The 18,284-nt window shown below is 69.4% G+C and carries 18 protein-coding genes; 8 read left to right on the top strand and 10 right to left on the bottom strand.

Annotated features, from left to right (window positions below; translation table 11 throughout):
- The 3 genes from AC3XYG_RS27195 to AC3XYG_RS27185 all read left to right on the top strand — a co-directional run.
- Window positions 1-561, top strand: a 561-nt coding sequence (locus tag AC3XYG_RS27195) for a helix-turn-helix transcriptional regulator (RefSeq protein WP_489143005.1), incomplete at its 5' end; no start/stop codon positions are given.
- Window positions 562-640: 79 nt separating this feature from the next.
- The gene (locus AC3XYG_RS27190) at window positions 641-1,516 is read left to right on the top strand and encodes a DMT family transporter (protein WP_489143004.1); all 876 of its coding nucleotides are present in this window, start codon (window positions 641-643) and stop codon (window positions 1,514-1,516) included.
- A 75-nt stretch (window positions 1,517-1,591) separates the two neighbouring features.
- Window positions 1,592-3,151, top strand: a complete 1,560-nt coding sequence (locus AC3XYG_RS27185; protein WP_489143003.1) for an aldehyde dehydrogenase family protein — start codon at window positions 1,592-1,594, stop codon at window positions 3,149-3,151.
- 1 nt (window position 3,152) lies between these two features.
- On the opposite strand, the gene AC3XYG_RS27180 is transcribed toward AC3XYG_RS27185, so the two are convergent.
- A complete protein-coding gene (locus AC3XYG_RS27180) occupies window positions 3,153-4,055 on the bottom strand; it encodes an NAD-dependent epimerase/dehydratase family protein (protein ID WP_489143002.1) in 903 nt (300 codons plus the stop codon).
- Between the two features lie 183 nt (window positions 4,056-4,238).
- Between AC3XYG_RS27180 and AC3XYG_RS27175 the strand changes: the two genes are divergently transcribed.
- Window positions 4,239-5,078 carry an aldo/keto reductase gene (locus AC3XYG_RS27175; RefSeq protein ID WP_489143001.1) on the top strand — a complete coding sequence of 280 codons (840 nt, stop codon included), beginning with the start codon at window positions 4,239-4,241 and terminating at the stop codon, window positions 5,076-5,078.
- 4 nt (window positions 5,079-5,082) lie between these two features.
- Here the strand turns inward: AC3XYG_RS27175 and AC3XYG_RS27170 are convergent, their stop codons facing one another.
- The 6 genes from AC3XYG_RS27170 to AC3XYG_RS27145 form a co-directional block, all read right to left on the bottom strand.
- Entirely contained in the window at window positions 5,083-5,835 is a 753-nt protein-coding gene (locus tag AC3XYG_RS27170; RefSeq protein ID WP_489143000.1) for an SDR family NAD(P)-dependent oxidoreductase, read from the bottom strand.
- A gap of 23 nt (window positions 5,836-5,858) precedes the next feature.
- Entirely contained in the window at window positions 5,859-6,926 is a 1,068-nt protein-coding gene (locus AC3XYG_RS27165; protein ID WP_489142999.1) for a glycerol dehydrogenase, read from the bottom strand.
- 38 nt (window positions 6,927-6,964) lie between these two features.
- Window positions 6,965-8,473: a xylulokinase gene (locus AC3XYG_RS27160; protein ID WP_489142998.1), complete on the bottom strand. Its 1,509-nt coding sequence runs from the start codon at window positions 8,471-8,473 to the stop codon at window positions 6,965-6,967.
- A 19-nt stretch (window positions 8,474-8,492) separates the two neighbouring features.
- Window positions 8,493-9,479 carry an ABC transporter permease gene (locus tag AC3XYG_RS27155; RefSeq protein WP_489142997.1) on the bottom strand — a complete coding sequence of 329 codons (987 nt, stop codon included), beginning with the start codon at window positions 9,477-9,479 and terminating at the stop codon, window positions 8,493-8,495.
- Between the two features lie 3 nt (window positions 9,480-9,482).
- A complete protein-coding gene (locus tag AC3XYG_RS27150) occupies window positions 9,483-10,988 on the bottom strand; it encodes a sugar ABC transporter ATP-binding protein (RefSeq protein ID WP_489142996.1) in 1,506 nt (501 codons plus the stop codon).
- 74 nt (window positions 10,989-11,062) lie between these two features.
- The gene (locus tag AC3XYG_RS27145) at window positions 11,063-12,028 is read right to left on the bottom strand and encodes a substrate-binding domain-containing protein (protein WP_489142995.1); all 966 of its coding nucleotides are present in this window, start codon (window positions 12,026-12,028) and stop codon (window positions 11,063-11,065) included.
- Window positions 12,029-12,206: 178 nt separating this feature from the next.
- Between AC3XYG_RS27145 and AC3XYG_RS27140 the strand changes: the two genes are divergently transcribed.
- The 3 genes from AC3XYG_RS27140 to AC3XYG_RS27130 all read left to right on the top strand — a co-directional run bounded on the left by AC3XYG_RS27140 (window position 12,207) and on the right by AC3XYG_RS27130 (window position 14,755).
- Window positions 12,207-12,842 carry a glucose-6-phosphate isomerase gene (locus AC3XYG_RS27140; RefSeq protein ID WP_489142994.1) on the top strand — a complete coding sequence of 212 codons (636 nt, stop codon included), beginning with the start codon at window positions 12,207-12,209 and terminating at the stop codon, window positions 12,840-12,842.
- 3 nt (window positions 12,843-12,845) lie between these two features.
- Complete coding sequence (locus tag AC3XYG_RS27135) at window positions 12,846-13,799, top strand: shikimate dehydrogenase family protein (protein ID WP_489142993.1); 954 nt, start codon at window positions 12,846-12,848, stop codon at window positions 13,797-13,799.
- A gap of 68 nt (window positions 13,800-13,867) precedes the next feature.
- Complete coding sequence (locus AC3XYG_RS27130) at window positions 13,868-14,755, top strand: SIS domain-containing protein (protein ID WP_489142992.1); 888 nt, start codon at window positions 13,868-13,870, stop codon at window positions 14,753-14,755.
- A 3-nt stretch (window positions 14,756-14,758) separates the two neighbouring features.
- Here the strand turns inward: AC3XYG_RS27130 and AC3XYG_RS27125 are convergent, their stop codons facing one another.
- Both AC3XYG_RS27125 and AC3XYG_RS27120 read right to left on the bottom strand, forming a co-directional pair.
- A complete protein-coding gene (locus AC3XYG_RS27125; RefSeq protein ID WP_489142991.1) occupies window positions 14,759-15,775 on the bottom strand; it encodes a LacI family DNA-binding transcriptional regulator in 1,017 nt (338 codons plus the stop codon).
- A gap of 25 nt (window positions 15,776-15,800) precedes the next feature.
- The gene (locus tag AC3XYG_RS27120; RefSeq protein WP_489142990.1) at window positions 15,801-16,832 is read right to left on the bottom strand and encodes an NAD(P)-dependent alcohol dehydrogenase; all 1,032 of its coding nucleotides are present in this window, start codon (window positions 16,830-16,832) and stop codon (window positions 15,801-15,803) included.
- A 162-nt stretch (window positions 16,833-16,994) separates the two neighbouring features.
- Here AC3XYG_RS27120 and AC3XYG_RS27115 point away from each other — a divergent pair, with 162 nt between their 5' ends.
- Complete coding sequence (locus AC3XYG_RS27115; RefSeq protein ID WP_489142989.1) at window positions 16,995-18,122, top strand: sugar ABC transporter substrate-binding protein; 1,128 nt, start codon at window positions 16,995-16,997, stop codon at window positions 18,120-18,122.
- On the opposite strand, the gene AC3XYG_RS27110 is transcribed toward AC3XYG_RS27115, so the two are convergent.
- Window positions 18,007-18,284 (bottom strand): hypothetical protein (locus AC3XYG_RS27110; RefSeq protein WP_489142988.1); only part of this gene is annotated, 278 nt, incomplete at its 5' end. The genes AC3XYG_RS27115 and AC3XYG_RS27110 overlap by 116 nt on opposite strands.

Genomic DNA, 18,284 nt, shown 5'->3' with positions numbered 1-18,284 from the left:
ATGCTGTACTTCGACCCCGACGTCATCGCGGCGGCCGTCGACGACATCACCGACGGGCGGACGGGATATCGCGAATTCTCCCACCCGGTGATGAGCGACGCCGGCCTGGCCGACCGCTTCCTCCGGTTGTTCTCCGCCGTGACCGCGGACGAAGCGCCGGCCGGGATCCGGCAGGAAGAACGGCTTCTGCTGCTGCTGGCCGATGGCCTGTGCGAACAGGGCGCTGTCGCTGGTCAGCCGTCGATTCCCCGGTCCATTTCCCGTGCCCGCAGCCTGATAGATGACGATCCGGCGGCGCCGATCTCGCTGTCCGACCTGGCGCGCGAGAGTGGCTTGAGTCGGTTCCAGGTGGTCAGGGGCTTCAGCCGGGCCATGGGGCTGACCCCGCACGCCTATCTCGTCCAGCGCCGCATCCATGCCGCGCGGCGCCTGATCGGGCAGGGCGTCACCCTGGCGGAGGCCGCCGCCGCCAGCGGCTTCGCCGACCAGAGCCACATGACCCGGATCTTCACCCGCCAATACGGCGTCTCGCCCGGCCGCTACGCCGCTGCGCTGAACTGATCCGCCTGCAATTCCGTTCAAGACGGGGCCTGCACGAACGGGCTTACCTGCCGCCTTCGATGCAGGGGAGGGACGGCCGATGTCGCCGCGGGTTCAGGGATATTCCTATCTGGCGCTGGCCAGGGCGCTGGTCGGCAGCACGGTGATCGCCAGCAAGGTGGTGGCCGCGGGGCTGCCGCCCTTCACCGCGACGACGCTGCGCTTCGCGGTCGCCTTCCCGATCTTCCTGGTGCTGATGCGGCTGACCGGGACGGCCTGGCCGCGGCTGGGGCGGCGGGACGGGGCGCTGCTGTTGCTGCAGGCGGGGGCTGGCAGCGTCGGATACACCACGCTGCTGATCACCGGGCTGCGCTTCACCTCGGCCACCAATGCGGGCGTCATCATCGGCCTGTTGCCGGTGGTTTCGGCCGCCATCGCCATCCTGATGCTGGGGGAGCGGCCGCAGCGGTCGCTGCTGGTGGCGATCGCCCTGGCCGCGGCCGGCGTCGTCGCCATCGCGCTGCGGCCCGGCAACGATGGCGCCCATTCCCTGATCGGCGATGCCCTGATCTTCGCGGCCGTGCTGTGCGAGGGCCTGTTCATCCTGGTCAACCGGCGGCTGCGGGTGGACATCCCGCCGCTGGCGCTGTCGACCATCATGACCGGGCTGGGTCTGCTGCTGGCCGCCGGCCCGGCGCTGCTCGAGGCACCCTGGACCGTCAGCGCCACCACGGGATCGGTCGCCGCCATCGTCTACTACGCCCTGGTGCCCACGGTCGGCGGCTTCGTGCTGTGGTATGCCGGCTCCGCCCGGGTCAGCGGTGCGGAAGCGTCCTTGTTCACCGCGGTCGCGCCGGTGTCGGCCGTGCTGCTGGCGGCGCTGCTGCTGGGGGAGCCGGTCGGCCTGAACCCGATGCTGGGCATCGGCTGCGTGCTGCTGGCCGTGCTCAGCCTGGGCCTGATGCGGAAGGCCTGATCCGCGGCCCGGCTTGAAATGGCTTCGACCGACATGATGACGTAACCGGATGGTTACTTCGGGGTGGGGACGCGGATGATGCTGGGCCAGTTGTCGGAACCGATCGGCACCGCCGGGGTCTCCTCCCATCGGAATTTCCTGCCGCCGCGGCCGGATGATCCGCGGCTGCTGCAGGATCGTCGCTACCGCATGGTGATCGACGGGCAGGCGGTCGACGCTGCCTCCGGCGAGACCATCCGGCGCGACAGCCCGGCCCATCCCGGCGTCACCGTCGCCACCTGGCCGCGGGCCGGCCGTAGGGATGTCGACCGCGCCCTGCAGGCCGCCCGGAAGGCTTTCGACCAAGGGCCGTGGCCGCGGATGAGCGGCGGTGAGCGGTCGCGCATTTTGCACCGGGTCGCCGAGCTGATCCTGCGGCACCAGGAGGAGCTGGCGACGATCGAGACGCTGGAGGTCGGCAAGGCGATCGGCCAGTCGCGCGGTGAGATGGCCTATTCCGCCGACCTGTGGTCCTTCGCGGCCGGTGCCGGACGCGGGCTGGAGGGCGAGACCCAGAACGGCCTGGGGACCCAGGGTCTCGGCTTGATCCTGCGCGACCCGGTCGGGGTGGTCGGCATCGTCACGCCGTGGAACTTCCCGCTGCTGATCGGGTCGGAACGCATTCCCTGGGCGCTCGGCGCCGGCTGCACCGTGGTGGTGAAGCCGAGCGAATTCACCTCCGGCTCTACCATCCGGCTGGCCGAGCTGGCGCTGGAGGCCGGGGTGCCGCCGGGCGTGTTGAACGTCGTCACCGGCTATGGCGACCCGGCCGGCCAGATGCTGGCGGAGGATCCGCGCACCGACATGCTGTCCTTCACCGGCTCGGCCCGGGTCGGCAAGCTGGTCGGGGCGCTGGCAGCGGACACGGTCAAGCGGGTCGGGCTGGAGCTGGGCGGCAAGGGGCCGCAGGTGGTGTTCGCGGACGCCGATCTCGACCAGGCGACGCAGAAGATCGCCAGCAGCATCTTCGGCTGTGCCGGCCAGGCCTGCATCTCCGGCAGCAGGCTGATCGTCGAGCGGCAGGTGCATGACGATCTGGTCGCCCGCATCACCGCCCTGGCCGGCCATATCACCATCGGCGACCCGCTGGACGACCGGACCAAGGTCGGGTCGCTGATCCACGACGCGCATCTGGCCAAGGTCGAATCCTATGTGGCGCAGGGCGTCGAGGCCGGCGCCCGGCTGGTGCTGGGCGGCGACAGGCTGGGGCAGGGCGGCTGCTTCTATGCGCCGACGGTGTTCACCGGCGTGACGCCCGACATGGCGATCGCCCGCGACGAGATCTTCGGGCCGGTGCTGTCGGTGCTGCCCTTCGACACGCCGGAGCAGGCGCTGGCGCTGGCCAACGACACGCCCTACGGCCTGTCGGCCAGCGTCTGGACCCGCGACCTGAACCGGGCCCTGACCACCATCCGGGCGATCCGGCCGGGGCGGACCTGGATCAACACCACCGGCGACGGCGCCCCGGAAATCGCCATCGGCGGCCAGAAGCAAAGCGGTTTGGGCCGCGAGCTGGGACGCCACGGCTTCGACGAATACTGCGCCTTCAAGAATGTCTATGTCGCGACGGCGCCGCTGAAACCCTGGATCACGTAACTCAGCCCACCTGCATCTCGGTTTCGATCCAGCCGGTCAGCGAGGCGTGTTTCGGCGCCCAGCCCAACTCCGCCCGGGCCCGCTTGCCACGCACCCGGCTGTTGGAACCGAGGGAATAGACGGCCTTGCCGAAGCCCAGGGCCGCGATAGCGTCGTCGGCCGGCCAGTCCTGTGGTGCGCCGAGGCCGAGGCGCCGGGCGATGGCGGCGGTGGCCTCGGCGAAGGACGCTTGGCCATTCTCGACATAGTAAAAGGCGCCGGCCGGGGCGCGGTCGAGGGCCAGGGCGTAGAGGCCGGCGACGTCGTCGACATGCACGTTCGACCAGATGTTCAGCCCGCGCCCGACATGGCGGACAATGCCGGTCTGCCGCGCCTGGGCCACCAGGGTCGGGATCTGCACGCTCTCCGCCGCCAGCCCGGGGGTGGTGCCGTAGATCAGGGTGTTGCACAGCACGGCAGAGCGCACGCCGCGGCCGGCGGCGTCCACGATCAGCCGGTCGATGGCGACGCGCGCGGCCTTGCCGGGGACCGGCTCGACCGGCGTGTCCTCGTCATAGACGCGGTCGGAGGCCCAGTCGCCGCGGGCGTCGTCGGCGACGATGCTGCTGCCGCTGGTGTGCAGGAACGGCTTGCCCGACCCGGCCAGCGCGTCGAGCACGGCCTCGACCGCGGCCCGGTCGTCCGAATTGGCGGCGTTGATGACGGCGTCCGCCGTCTTGGCCTCGCGGGCCAGCAGGGCGGTGTCCGAGAGGTCGCCGAGCACCGGCTCGATGCCGCGCGCCTGCAGCAGCGCCGCCTTCTCCGGCGTCCGCACCAGCCCGCGGATGCGATGGCCCGACGCTATCAGCCGGGCGGCGATGGCCCCGCCGATGAAGCCGCCGGCGCCGGTCAGGAAGATGGTCATGCCCATGCTCTCACTTTCAGTGATGCCGAGAAGATGAGGGCAGGGGGCCGCTGTGGGAAGCCGCGGGGACGGACAACCATCTGTGAACTGGCTTCACAGGTCATGATCTGACCGGCCGGATTATCGCCGTCGCCGCTCCTGGCCACATTGCGTCCAACACGAACCGCTCGACAGGACACCGACATGACCACTCCCCTCGTCACGGCAAACGGCGCCGAGATCCCGGCACTCGGCTTCGGCACCTTCCGCATGAACGGGCCGGACACCATCCGCATGGTCCGGCACGTGCTGTCGCTGGGCTACCGCCACATCGACACGGCGCAGATCTATGACAACGAGGCGCAGGTCGGCGAAGGGCTGGCCACATCGGGCGTCGCCCGCAACGACGTCTTCCTCACCACCAAGGTCTGGGTCGCGAACTACCGGCACGAGGCGTTCCTGCGCTCGGTCGACGAGAGCCTGAAGAAGCTGCGCACCGACTATGTCGACCTGCTGCTGCTGCACTGGCCGAACGCGCAGGTGCCGCTGGCCGAGCAGATCGGCGCGCTGAACGAGGTCAAGGCGGCCGGCAAGGTGCGCCATGTCGGCATCAGCAACATGTCGACGGCGCTGATGGCCGAGGCCGCGTCGCTGAGCCCGGCACCGCTGGTCACCAACCAGGTCGAATACCATCCCTACCTCGACCAGTCGCCGGTGCTGGCCGCCGCCCGCAAGGTGGGGATGAGCGTCACCGCCTATTACGGCATGGCCGACGGCAAGGTGATCGGCGACCCCGTCATCAAGGCGATCGGCGCCGGCCATGGCAAGACCGAGGCCCAGGTGGTGCTGCGCTGGCTGGTGCAGCAGCAGGGCGTCGTCGCCCTGTCGAAGACGGTCAGCGAAGCGCGGGCCGCCGCCAACCTGGCGATCTTCGATTTCGCGCTGTCGGATGACGAGATGGCCGCGATCCACGCTTTGGCCCGGCCGGATGGCCGCCTGGTCAGCCCGGACGGCCTGGCCCCGGTCTGGGATGCCGTGGCCTGAGGTCTCAGCCCGTCACGTAGCCGCCATCTACCGGCAGGTCGGCGCCGGTCAGGAAGGCGGCGGCGGGGGAGGCCAGGAACAGGGCGGTGCCGACCAGATCCTCGGCCTCGCCCCAGCGCTTCAGCGCCGAACGCGCGGCGATGCGGGCCGCCGGCTCCGGGTCGTCCCACAGCGCCTTGGTCATGTCGGTGCGGTGATAGCCCGGCGAGATGGCGTTGACCCGGATGCCCTCCGGCCCGAAGGCATGGGCCAACTGCCGGGTCAGCCCGACCACGCCGGCCTTGCTGGCGCCATAGGCCGGGACCGTGGCGTCGGCGAGGTAGCTCAGCATCGAGGCGAAGTTGATGATCGACCCGCGGCTGGCCGCCAGATGCGGCCGCGCCGCCATCGACAGGCGCATGACGCTGTTCAGGTTGACGTCGATCACCTCGAGATAGGTCTCGTCGGTGAACTCCGCCACCGGCCGGGCGATGCCGGCGGCATTGACCAGGACATCCAGCCCGGGCAAGGCGCCGACGAAGGTGGTGATCGCCGCGGGCACGCGCACATCCAGCGTCTCGAAGCGGATGCCTTCGTTGCGGCCGTCGGCCCGCGCCGCCGCCAGCTTGGCTGCGGAGCGGCCGGTGGCGATCACCGCAGCCCCGACATCGCGGAAGCCGCGGGCCACGGCCAGGCCGATGCCGCTGGAGGCGCCGGACACCAGCACGCGCTTGCCGGCATACAAATCCGGCCGGAAGGTCGCCTTGATTTCGTCCACGGTGGTCTCCCCGATTCTCTGTGTCACACCAGTTCGCGCAGGACCTGCACGACCCTGTCCGCGGTCACCGGCATCGCCTCGTTGTGCATGATCTCGCCGGGCCGGCAGGCGCGTTCGGCAATGATGCGCAGCTTGGCCTCGGTGGCGTCGGTGATGCCGATATCGGCCAGCCGGGTCGGCAGCCGGACCGCGGCGCAGAAGTCGCGGACCCTGGCGTATTCGTCCTCCGGCACGCCCTGCAGCTTCAGCTCCGCCAGCACGCCGATCGCGACCTTCTCGCCATGCAGATGGTGGTGCACCTCGTCCAGCTCCGACAGCCCGTGATGGATGGCATGGGCGCCGGCGACACCGCCGGATTCGAAGCCCAGGCCGCTCAGCAGGATGTTGGCCTCGACGATCCGCTCGAAGGCCGGGCCGGGGACCTTGGCGTCGCATTCGGCCAGGGCGGCCACGCCGAATTCGAACACGGTGTCGCGGCAGATCCGGGCGATCTCATAGGCCAGGGGCACGCCGCGCAAGCCCAGGCAGTTCAGCGCGCCGCTGCGGCGGCAGGCCTCGGCCTCGTAGAAGGTCGCCAGCGCATCGCCGATGCCGGCGGCCAGGAAGCGGGCCGGGGCGCGGGCCACGATCTCGGTGTCGACGATCACCAGGTCCGGGTTGCGCGGCAGGAAGTAGTCGTGGTCGACCGACCCGTCCGGCTTGTAGACCACGGCCAGGGCGCTGCAGGGCGCGTCCGACGCGGCGATGGTCGGCATCACCACGCAGGCGATCCCGGCCTCGTGTGCCGCCGCCTTGGCGGTGTCCAGCGCCTTGCCGCCGCCGGCGCCGAGCACGACGCGGGCGCCCGACGCCCTGGCCGCCGCGGTCACCGACGCGATCTCGTCCTTCGAGCATTCGCCGCCATGGCGGATCAGCTCGACCGCGAGATGGCCGTCGCAGGCCGCGCGGATGGCGTCGGCCAGCAGGTCGTAGACGCCGCGGTCGAGCACGATGATCGCCTTGGCTCCGAAGCCGGCCAGTTCCTGGCCCAGCCGGGCGACGATGCCGGGACCCTGCAGGTAGCGGCCGGGGAAGCGGGCGCCGATGATCATGATGGAAGGCTCCTGCGGGCGGTCTCGCCGCCCGGTCGTCATTGCGCGATGCGGTCCAGGTCGTCGTACAGCGCCTGGCTGTGGTGATAGAGCTTGTCGAACACCGGCTGCATCCTGATGTAGCGGTCGGCCCATGCAGGGTCCGGCGGGATCTCGGCGCCGTAGCGGACGAAGGCCTCGGCCGCATCCTGCACCGTGCCGAAGCGGCCGGTGGCGGCGGCGACCATGGCGGCGCAGCCCACCACGCCGCATTCCGCCTCCTCCGGCACCAGGATCGGGATGCCATAGGCGCTGGCCTTGATCTTCAGCCACAGCTCGGTCTTGGCGCCGCCGCCGGAGGCGATGACGCGGTCGAGCGGCCGGCCCGACGCCGCCTCCATCACCCGGATGTGGCGGGTGACGGCGAAGGCCACGCCCTCCAGCACGGCCCGGTGCAGCTCGGCCAGGCCGTGCCCGGCGCCGAGGCCGAAGAACTGCGCCCGGGCATTGCGGTGGGCGCCCAGCCGCTCGCCGGTCAGGTAGGGCACGAACAGCAGGCCCTGGGCACCCGGCGCGGCTTCGGCCGCCTTGGCGACGATTTCAGGGTAGCCCAGCGCGCCCTCATGGAAGGCGCGGCGGGCCCAGCGCATGGCGTCGCCGCCGGTTTCCAGCAGCACGAACGGTCCCCAGCCGCCCTCGATGGTGGCGACGTTGGAAATCTCCGGGTCCAGCAGCGGCGCCTCGGTGATCAGGGTGATGATCGAGGAGGTGCCGGTGACGTCGGATCCCAGGCCTGGGCGGCAGGCGCCCGATCCCAGCAGCGCCACCGGATAATCGGCGCCGCCGACCAGCACCGGCGTGCCCTCGGCCAGGCCGGTCTCGACGGAAGCGGCAGCCGTGACCCCGCCCAGGATTTCCAGCGGTGATCGCAGCCGTGGCAGCTTGGCCGCATCCAGCCCCATCATATCAACCATGGCGGGGGACCAGTCGCGCGTCGCCGGGTTCATCAGGAAGCTGCAGGACCCCTCCGTCGCCTCCATCGCGATCTCGCCGGTCAGGCGGAAATTGACGTAGTCCTTCGGCATCATCACCGCGGCCGCGGCCCGGTAGGCCTTCGGGTCGTGGTCGCGGATCCAGGCCAGCTTGAACGCCGGCCAGGCCGGGGTCGGCGGGTTGCCGCTTTCGGCCAGATAGTCCTTCGGGTCGTGGCTGCGCTCGAACGCCGTGACCAGGTCCAGCGTGCGCTTGTCGTTCCACAGCGGGACGGTGTCGCGGGTCAGGGCGCCGTTGGCGTCGACCAGCACCGTGCCGTGCATCTGGCCGCAGGCACAGATGGCGACGCTCCGGCCGCGGGCGCCATCGACCCGGTCCAGCACGGTGCGGACCGATTCGGTGACGCCGGCCCACCAATCGGCCGGCCGCTGTTCCGACCAGCCGAAGGCCGGGACGATCTGGTCGTATTCCCGGGCCGCGATGGTCAGGATCCGGCCGCCGGCATCGACCAGCGCGGCCCGGGCGCTGCCGGTGCCGACATCGATCGAGAGATAGAGGTCTTGATTGGTCATCATGAATCCGAGCGGCAGGGGCCTAATGGCGGCGCAGCCACCGCGTGCCGTGCTGCAGCAGCACGGCAAGCACGATGATGGCGCCCATCAGGACCTGCTGATGATAGCCCGGCACGTTGGCGAGATTCATGATGTTGCCGATCACGCCCATGACCAGCGCGCCGAGCAGGGTGTTGATGACCCCGCCGCGCCCGCCCATCAGGCTGGCGCCGCCGATCACCACCGCCGCGATCACCGCCAGTTCGGCCCCGACGCCGACCTGGGCCGAGCCCACGCCCGCACGGGCGGTGGAGATGATGCCGGCCAGGGCGGCGAGGGCGCCGGAGATGACGTAGACGGCGCAGATGTAGCGCGGCACGGCCAGGCCGGACAGGCGCACCGCCTCCTCGTTCGATCCGATCGCCTTGACGATGCGGCCGAATTTGGTGAAGGCCAGCAGCACGCCGCCGACGATGAAGACGGCGAACATCAGGATCACCGGCTGAGGCACGCCGAACAGGAAGCCGGCGCCGAAATCGGTGAAGGCCTGGCCGCTGTCGGCCAGCAGGATCGGCTGGCCGTTCGAGATGATCAGCGACAGGCCGCGCGCCGCGGTCATCATCGCCAGGGTCATGACGAAGGCGGGCAGGCGGAGATAGGCAACCAGGATGCCGGTGACCAGGCCGCAGCCGGCGCCGGCCAGGACGGTCAGCGCCGTCGACGCCCCCGGCGACCAGGTGGCGACCAGGACGGCGGACAGCACGCTGCCCAGCGCCGCGACCGACCCGACCGACAGGTCGATGCCGCGGGTCAGGATCACCAGCAGCATGCCGACCGCCATGATCCCGGTGCCGGAGATCTGGCGCAGCACGTTCATGATGTTCCGTTCGCTCAGGAACGCCGGCGACATGAAATGGGCGCCGATGATCAGCAGCACGAAGATGCAGAAGGTGCCGTAGCGGTGGAACAACTCGCCGATATCGATGCGGCGGCGCGCCGTGTCCTGCGCCGAAGCGACTGTCGTGGTCATGGATCAGCCCACCATTGTCCGGTCGCCGTCGCGGCGGGTCATCGCCAGCGACAGCAGGTTTTCCTCGCTGTAGCGTTCCGGCGGCAGCTCGCCGCGGATCTCGCCTTCGCCCATCACCAGCACGCGGTCGCACAGGCCGAACAGCTCCTGGTGCTCGGACGAGATCACGATCACCGCCTTGCCCTCGGCCGCCATGCGTTCGATCAGGGCATAGATCTCGGCCTTGGCGCCGACATCGACGCCGCGGGTCGGCTCGTCGAGGATGATGACCTCGCCGCCGACATGGAACCACTTGGCCAGCACCACCTTCTGCTGGTTGCCGCCGGACAGGCTGGACACCGGCGCCTCGATGCTGGCGGCCTTGACCCGCAGGCTGTCGGCCAGGCTGCCGACGGTGTGCTTCTCGCCGGCGCGGCGGATGAAGCCCAGCGGGTTCACCACCGGCTTCAGCCGCGCCATGGTGGCGTTGACCCGGATCGACATGCCCAGGATGACGCCCTGGCCCTTGCGATCCTCCGGCACCAGCCCGATGCCGGCGCCGACGGCGTCGAGCGGGCTGCGGATGGCGACCTTGCGGCCGTTGCGGAAGATCTCGCCGCCGTCGCGCCGGTCGGCACCGAAGATCAGCCGGGCGACCTCGGTGCGGCCGGACCCGACCAGCCCGCCGAGGCCCAGCACCTCGCCCGCGCGCACGGCGAAGCTGACGCCACGCACGCGGGTGCCGGATCGCAGGTTCTCGACCCGCAGCACCTCGGCCCCCGGCCGGCGGCGGGTCTTGTCCGCGAACATCGCCGACAAGGGACGGCCGACCATCATGCGGATGACGTCGTCGACGCCGGCCTCCGCAGGCGTGACCGTGCCGACGGTGCGGCCGTCCTTCATCACCGTCATGCGGTCGGCGATGCGGAACACCTCCTCCAGCCGGTGCGAGATGTAGACGATGCCGACGCCGGCGCCGCGCAGGTCGGCGATGATCCGGTGCAGCCGTTCGGCGTCGCGGGTCGACAGCACCGCGGTCGGCTCATCGAAAACGATGACCTTGACGTCGCGCGACAGCGCCTTGGCGATCTCGACCACCTGCTGGTGCGCCACGGCCAGGTCGCCGACCAGGCGGTGCGGCTCGATGTCGAAGCCCAGCCGGTCGATCAGGGCGCGGGCGCGGCGGTTCAGCTTCGGCCAGGCGATGACGCCGGGCAGCTCACGCAGAAAGATGTTCTCGGCGACCGACAGATCGGGCGCCACCGCCAGCTCCTGGTGGATCACGGCGATGCCGCGCTCCAGCGCCTCGCGCGGGCCGGCGAACTGCACCGGCGCGCCGTCGATCCGCACGGTGCCCGAATCCGGCTGCGTCTCGCCGCCCAGCACGCGCATCAGCGTCGACTTGCCGGCGCCGTTCTCGCCCAGCAGGGCATGGACCTCGCCGGGCTCGATGGTGAAGTCCACGCCCTTCAGGGCCTGGACGCCGCCGTAGGATTTGGTGATGGCCTGCAGATCGACCAGGCTGGGCATGGCGCCCCTTTCTGCCGATGCGCGGGGGAAGGGGGCGGCGATCCGCCCCCCGTCTCGATCAGAAGGCAACGGGATCAGAACACAGCATCGGGCCGGTAGTACTTGGCCACGTTGTCCTTGGTGATGGCCGACGGCGTGGTGAGGTCGATCCTGGGGAAGTCGGCGGGCAGCGACCCGTCCAGCGCCTTCATGCCGACATCCACCGCGGTGCGCGCGATCAGGTCGGGGTCGTTCAGACCGGTGGCGCCGTACTGGCCCTCCTGGATCAGCTGCAGCGCCTCCTTCTGCCCGTCGGCGGCGGCCAGCAGCATCACGTCGTTCAGCTTGCCCGCGGCCTCCAGCGCCTTGCGCGCGCCCAGCACCATCGAATCGTTCTCGCCCAGGACGACGTTGATATCGGGGTGGGCGACCAGCAGATCCTCCATCGCCTTCAGCCCGCCCTCATGCGTCCAGCCGCCCCAGCCCTGGCCGACCACGGTGAAGCCGACCTTGCCGTCATGGACCAGCTGGCCCTCGACCAGGCCGCGGAACACGCCCAGCCGGCGCTCCTGCCCCACGACATTGCCCTTGTCGCCGGAGATCAGGGCGATCTTCAGATCCTTGCCCTTGGCCGCCTGCGCGAGCCACTGGCCGACCTGGAAGCCGTTCTGGTCGTTCGAGGACTGGATCAGGGTGATGAACTTGGCCTTGGGGTCGACCGTGCTGTCAATTGCCACCACCTTCACCCCGGCCGAGGCCGCGGCGTTGATGGCGGGGATCAGCCCCTGCGGGTCGGCCGCATTGATGATCAGCAGGGTAACGCCCTTGGACACCATATCCTCGACGTCGCCGATCTGCTTGCCCATGTCGTTCTGGGCGTCGGCCGTGGTCACCTGGCAGCCGGCCTTGGCGGCCTGGTCCTTGGCCGCGGCCTCCTGCGCCGCGAAATAGGGTGCGTTCAGCGTCTTCATCGAGATGCCGACCATGCAATCCGCCGCCTGGGCGGTGCCGATCAGGAGGGCGGTCGCCGCCACGCACCCCGTCAACACGGTCTTGAACATCCGGATCCTCCCCTTTGGTCTTCGGGCCTGTTCCGACCCAGTTTGGTAGTTAAAGTACCGAATGGACCGATGGTCAATCCGATTCTGGTGATGAATGCTCATGTGGATGCTTGAAACGGCATCAGAGTTGGCTCATTCATTCGCTGTCCGTAGTTTTGATACGAAATCGGAGTGAGCCATGCAGCTGCGCGAGCCGGCGCGATGCGTCATCGGCGTGACCGACGGGGCGCTGTCCGGATCCACCGGGCGCTACGTCAAGACGCTCGCCGACCTGTCGGGGCTGTATGCCGACACCGCGGCCTATGAGGCGGCGCTGGCGCGGCTGGGCGACCAGGTCGTGTACGAGGTGCAGGATTTCCGCCCTTCCGCCGCCGCCGGCGACCTGATCTTCGGTGTCACCCGCATGATCCCAGGCCGGATCGGGCGCGAATTCTTCCTTACCCGCGGCCACATCCACGCCAAGGCCGACCGGCCGGAGATCTACACCGGCGAGGCCGGGCGCGGGCTGATGCTGCTGGAATCGCCGGCCGGCGAGACCCGCATCGTCGAGATCGCGCCGCGCACCATCTGCTACGTACCGCCTTACTGGATCCACCGCTCGGTCAATGTCGGCGACACCGAGCTGGTGATGACCTTCTGCTACCCCGCCGATGCGGGCCAGGATTACGGCATCATCGAACGGGCCGGCGGCATGCGGCAGCGCATCGTCGACGACGGTGCCGGCGGCTGGATCGCCATCGACAATCCCGGCTACCGGCCGCGACCGCAGGCGCAGATAGACGCGCTGTTCGCCGCCGCTTCGCAGGAGGGTTGAGCCATGGCCGTCTATTCGCCCGCGACCCCGCCGACGCTGTATTTCATCGGCGTCACCACCGGCAAAAGCTCGATCATGAAAGTGTTCCCGGCCTGGGCGCAGGCGCTGGGCCTCAAGGACGCCGTGATCCAGGGCATCGACCTTCCGCTGCACGCCGACCCGGCCGCCTACCGCGAGGCTGTGACCTTCATCCGCGACGACCCGTTCTCGCTCGGCGCGCTGGTGACGACGCACAAGATCGACCTGTTCGAGGCCTGCCGTGACCTGTTCGACGTGATCGACCCGCATGCCGCGCTGATGGGCGAGACCAGCTGCATCTCCAAGGCCGGCGGCCGGCTGGTCTGCCACGCCAAGGACCCGATCTCCTCCGGCCTCGCCCTCGACGCCTTCATCCCGGCGGGGCATTTCGCCCGGACGGGGGCGGAGCTGTTTTCGATCGGCGCCGGCGGCTCCACCATCGCCCTGACCTGGCACATGATGCAGGCGAAGCGGGGGGCGGACCGGCCGTCGCGGATCATCGTCTCGAACCGCAGCCCGGCGCGGCTGGACGAGATCCGGCGCATCCATGGCGAGATGGGGGCCGGCGAGCCGGTCGATTATGTGCTGGCGCCGGCCGCGGCCGACAACGATGCCGTGGTGGCGCGGCTAAAGCCGGGATCTGTGGTGATCAACGCCACCGGCCTGGGCAAGGATGCACCGGGATCGCCGCTGACCGACGCGGCCGTGTTCCCGGACCAGGGCCTGGTCTGGGACCTGAACTACCGCGGCGACCTGGTCTTTCTCGACCAGGCGCGGCGGCAGCAGACGGCGCGTGGTCTGACGATCGAGGATGGCTGGATCTACTTCATCCATGGCTGGACCCAGGTGATCGCGGAGGTGTTCCACATCCCGATCGCGACTGCCGGCCTGCAATTCGATGAGCTGTCGCGGATCGCCGCCGCCGTGGCGAAAGGGTAGGGGCCGGACGCCGGTGGCATGCGGGCTGTGTCCGGCGTAGCTTCGGCGGATCAAAGGGGCGGGAAGGCATGCAGACAGAGACGCCGGAGACCACGCGATCCGCCTCGCACAACATCCTCGAGGTGGTGCGGACGCTGCGGCCCGACCTGCGGAAATCGGACCGCAAGGTGGCAGATATCGTTCTGGCCAACCCCGCCAGCGTGCTGAACGCGACGGTGGCGGAGATGGCGCAGCTGGCCGATGTCAGCCAACCCACCGTGATCCGCTTCGCCGTCGCCGTCGGCTGCTCCGGCTACCAGGAGTTCAAGCTGCGCCTGGCGCAGAGCCTGGCGCTTGGCCTGCCGGCGACGCATTCGGTGCTGCTGGACACCGACACGCCGGGCACGGTGGTCGACAAGATCTTCGACTACACCCTGTCCAGCCTGGACTGGGCCCGCCACCATCTCGACAAGGCGGCGATCGAACGGGCGGTCGAGGTGCTGGAGACGGCACGGTCGATCGCCTTCTTCGGCTTCGGTGCCTCCGGCATCGTCGCCCGCGACGCGCAGCAGAAATTCCCGCTGTTCGGCGTGCCCTGTTCGGCGGAGCTGGATTCCCACCAGCAGATCATGGCGGCGTCGATGATGCAGCCGGGCGATGTCGCGGTGGTGATCTCCAACACCGGCAAGACCCGCTCGATCATCGAGGTGGCGCGCACGGCGCGCGAGAACGGGGCGAAGGTGATCGCCCTGACCGGCACGGATTCGCCGCTGGTCGCCTATTGCGACGTGGCGCTGATCGCCGAGACGCTCGACAACACCAACATCTACACGCCGACGATCTCGCGCATCGCCGCCCTGGTCGTGATCGACATCCTGTCGACCGCCGTGGCCCTGCGCCGCAACGATGCGCATTTCCAGCGCTTCCAGACCATGAAGCGGCGGCTCAACGAGCTGCGGTTCACAGAACGGCTTTAGCCGTCAGATCCGGCGGGCGGTGGTGCCGCGTTCGATCAGCATCGCCGGCACCACCACATGCGCGGCGTGCGGCTCGGGCGGGGCGGCGGTGGCGGCGCGCAGGATCTTCAGCGATTCATCGACCATGCGGGCGCCGTCATGGACGAAGGTGGTCAGGTCGTAGCCGGCATAGCCGGCGGCCGGGATGTCGTCGAAGCCGGCGATCATGACGTCCTTCGGCACCGCCAGCCCCAGCTCCTTGCGCAGGGCGTCGATCGCGCCGATCGCGACCAGGTCGTTGGCGCAGAAGATCGCATCCGGCCGGTCCGGGCCGCGGCACATCTGCACCGCCGAGGCATAGCCGCCCTCGTAGCGGAAATGCCCGCCCACCACCGCCGGTTCGGGCAGGCCGAGCTCCTGCAGCCTCTCGCGGAAGCCGCCCAGCCGCTCCTCATTGGCGGGGCTGCCGGCCGGGCCGGCGATATAGCCGAAGCGCCGGGCGCCGCGGGCCACGAACAGGTCCGCCGCCACCCGTGCCGCGCCCCAGTTGTCGCAGCTGACCGAGGACAGCCATTCGTTCTTGGCCGGCGTGTTGAACGACACGACCGGGATGCGGAACCGCTCCAGCTCCTCCGCCGATGACGGCGTCAGCACGGCCAGCGCGCTGACGATCGCGTCGACCCGGTAGCTGGCCAGGCGCGGAATCACCGAATCGAAGGAATGGCCGCTGTCGACATGCAGCAGCAGCACCTGCCAGCCGGCGGCCTGCAGCTTGATGGTGAACTGCTCCAGCACCGTCGCGTAGAACGGGTTGTACATGCCGCCGATGACCAGCGCGACCAGGTTGGACCGGTGGGTCAGCATGATCCGCGGGATCATGCTGGGCCGGTAATCCAGCTGCTGGGCGGCGGCCAGGACCTTGGCCCGCGTCTCCGCCGACACGCTGGCGCCCGGCTGGTAGGTCCGGGACACCGCGGATTGCGACACCCCGGCCAGCCGGGCGACATCGGTGGATGACGCGTATCGCTTCGGGCGATTCATCGCGACCGCAACGAGAGTGACCGGGTCAAAGCTTGATCTGCAGCTTGACGTCGGCCGGCCGGCCCTCGGCCGCCCGTTCGAAGGCGGTGATGCTGTCCTCGAAGCCGTAGGTGTGGGAGATCAGCGGCTTCAGGTCGACCTTGCCGGACGCGATCATGGCGATGGCCCGGTCATAGACATTGGCGTAGCGGAACACGGTCTCGATTCGCACCTCCTTGGCCGCGGCGGCAACCAGGTCGACCGCCACCGGCTCGACCGGCATGCCGATCACCACCAGGCAGCCGCCGGGGCGCACGACGTCGAAGATGCCGGGATAGGCGCGGGGGCTGCCGCTGGCCTCGAACACCACGTCGGCGCCCCAACCGTCGGTCGCCGCGGCCACCGCGTCGGCCAGCTTGGTCTCGCGGATGTTGACGCTGCTGATGCCGGGATAGCGCTCGGCGATCGCCAGCTTCTCCGGCAGCAGGTCGGAGATCAGCACCCGGCTGCAGCCGCCGGCCAGGGCCGCCAGGGCGGCCATGATGCCGATCGGGCCGGCGCCGATCACCACGGCGAAATCGCCCGGCTGGATCCGCGCCTTCACCGCCGCCTGCAGGCCGACGGCGAAGGGTTCGACCATCGCGCCTTCGGCGAAGGAGACATTGTCCGGCAGCTTGAAGGTGAAGCCGGCGGGGTGCACCACCTCGGGCGTCAGGCAGCCATGCACCGGCGGCGTCGCCCAGAACACGACGCTGGGATCGACGTTGTAGAGGCCGAGCTTGGAGGCCTTGGAGGTCAAATCGGGGATGCCCGGCTCCATGCACACCCGGTCGCCGATCTTCAGGCCGGTGACGCCGGGGCCGGCCTCGATCACCGTGCCCGCGGCCTCATGGCCCAGCACCATCGGGGCGTTGACCACGAACGGCCCGATCCGGCCATGGGTGTAGTAGTGCACGTCGCTGCCGCAGACGCCGACGGTGTCGATCTTGATCCGGACATCGCCCGGCCCGAGCGTCCGGGGCAGGTCGATCTCGCGCAGCGACAGCTCTCTCTGACGCTCCAGGACCAAGGCACGCATCGTCTTCCTCCCATCTCGCACATTGGGTCGCAGGGCTGCGACTCCGGTGTTCCCCATTGGTACGACATTTTTCCGGTTGACGCCGGAAACTGTCGATGCATAGCTAGTCATTACTGGTGCATAGCTAGTCAACGTAAAAACATTCTTCAGGGAGAGACGAACATGAAAGATGTGCGCACTCCTCTCGGCATGACCCTGACCCGGCGCGGGGCCCTCAAGGGCGCGGCCGTCCTCGGCGTCGGCCTGGCGGCTCCTGCCGGTTTCTCACGGCGGGGCTTCGCCGCCGACAAGCCGACCTTGGTCACCTCGATCCGGTCCCTGTCGAATCCCTATCACGCGGCCTGGAGCAAGGGCTCCGAGACCTATGCCAAGGCCATGGGCCTGGACCTGGTCACGCTGGTGACCGAAGGCGACAGCGAAAAGGGCTTGGCCGACATCCGCGCCATCCTGGCCAAGACCGGCGGCAACATGGTGCTGAACCTCGACCCGAACGATTCGGCCGACGCCCGGCCGATCGTCGAGGCCTGCGCTGCCGCGAAGGTCTATGTGATGTCGCAGTGGAACAAGCCGGCCGACCTGCACCCCTGGGACCACAATCCGTACTACACGTCCTTCGTCACCTTCGACGGCGAGCGCTATGGCGCCGAGACGGCGGAAGCGCTGATCAAGTCGATGGGCGGCAAGGGCGGCATCGTCGCCTTGGGCGGCATCCTGTCGAACACCGTTGCCATCGCCCGCAAGGCCGGGCTGGACAAGGTGATCGCCGCCCACCCCGACGTGAAGCTGCTGGATTTCCAGGTCGCCGACTGGCAGTCGACCAAGGCCTATGACGTGGTCGCCGCCTGGCTGACCCGCTTCGGCGACGGCATCACCGGCGTCTGGGCGGCCAATGACGACATGGGCGTCGGCGCGCTCGAGGCGCTGCGGGCCGAAGGCCTGGCCGGCAAGGTGCCGGTCACCGGCATCGACGGCATCAAGTCGGCGGTGGACGGCGTGAAGTCCGGCGAATTCGCCGCGACGGTATCGTCCGATCCCTACTGGCAGGGCAGCATGGGCCTGGCGATCCCGTACCAAGCCTCGCTCGGCAAGTTCGACCCGGCCAAGGAGCCGCCGGAGCACCGTGAATTCTACGGCAAGGCTATCGTCGTGACGAAGGACAATGTCGACGAGTTCATCAAGACCAACATCGCGGCCGAACCGGTGATCGACTACACCGACCTCTGGGGCCGGTCACCCGGCCCCAGAGGTCGGTGTAGTCGATCACCGGTTCGGCCGCGATGTTGGTCTTGATGAATTCGTCGACATTGTCCTTCGTCACCACGATCGCCTTGCCGTAGAATTCACGGTGCTCCGGCGGCTCCTTGGCCGGGTCGAACTTGCCGAGCGAGGCCTGGTACGGGATCGCCAGGCCCATGCTGCCCTGCCAGTAGGGATCGGACGACACCGTCGCAG

It is taken from the genome of Inquilinus sp. (assembly GCF_057815775.1).
Note: the sequence above shows the minus strand (reverse complement) of the source record. Positions and strands in the feature narration are given on the sequence as shown.

Bases quoted from the DNA above. Each gene is read 5' to 3' on its own strand.
- AC3XYG_RS27185 (WP_489143003.1), top strand. From the start codon at position 1,592: ATGATGCTGGGCCAGTTGTCGGAACCGATCGGCACCGCCGGGGTCTCC.
- AC3XYG_RS27115 (WP_489142989.1), top strand. From the start codon at position 16,995: ATGAAAGATGTGCGCACTCCTCTCGGCATGACCCTGACCCGGCGCGGG.
- AC3XYG_RS27140 (WP_489142994.1), top strand. From the start codon at position 12,207: ATGCAGCTGCGCGAGCCGGCGCGATGCGTCATCGGCGTGACCGACGGG.
- AC3XYG_RS27160 (WP_489142998.1), bottom strand. From the start codon at position 8,473: ATGATGACCAATCAAGACCTCTATCTCTCGATCGATGTCGGCACCGGC.
- AC3XYG_RS27120 (WP_489142990.1), bottom strand. From the start codon at position 16,832: ATGCGTGCCTTGGTCCTGGAGCGTCAGAGAGAGCTGTCGCTGCGCGAG.
- AC3XYG_RS27150 (WP_489142996.1), bottom strand. From the start codon at position 10,988: ATGCCCAGCCTGGTCGATCTGCAGGCCATCACCAAATCCTACGGCGGC.
- AC3XYG_RS27130 (WP_489142992.1), top strand. From the start codon at position 13,868: ATGCAGACAGAGACGCCGGAGACCACGCGATCCGCCTCGCACAACATC.
- AC3XYG_RS27135 (WP_489142993.1), top strand. From the start codon at position 12,846: ATGGCCGTCTATTCGCCCGCGACCCCGCCGACGCTGTATTTCATCGGC.
- AC3XYG_RS27145 (WP_489142995.1), bottom strand. From the start codon at position 12,028: ATGTTCAAGACCGTGTTGACGGGGTGCGTGGCGGCGACCGCCCTCCTG.
- AC3XYG_RS27155 (WP_489142997.1), bottom strand. From the start codon at position 9,479: ATGACCACGACAGTCGCTTCGGCGCAGGACACGGCGCGCCGCCGCATC.
- AC3XYG_RS27125 (WP_489142991.1), bottom strand. From the start codon at position 15,775: ATGAATCGCCCGAAGCGATACGCGTCATCCACCGATGTCGCCCGGCTG.
- AC3XYG_RS27190 (WP_489143004.1), top strand. From the start codon at position 641: ATGTCGCCGCGGGTTCAGGGATATTCCTATCTGGCGCTGGCCAGGGCG.
- AC3XYG_RS27180 (WP_489143002.1), bottom strand. From the start codon at position 4,055: ATGACCATCTTCCTGACCGGCGCCGGCGGCTTCATCGGCGGGGCCATC.
- AC3XYG_RS27165 (WP_489142999.1), bottom strand. From the start codon at position 6,926: ATGATCATCGGCGCCCGCTTCCCCGGCCGCTACCTGCAGGGTCCCGGC.
- AC3XYG_RS27175 (WP_489143001.1), top strand. From the start codon at position 4,239: ATGACCACTCCCCTCGTCACGGCAAACGGCGCCGAGATCCCGGCACTC.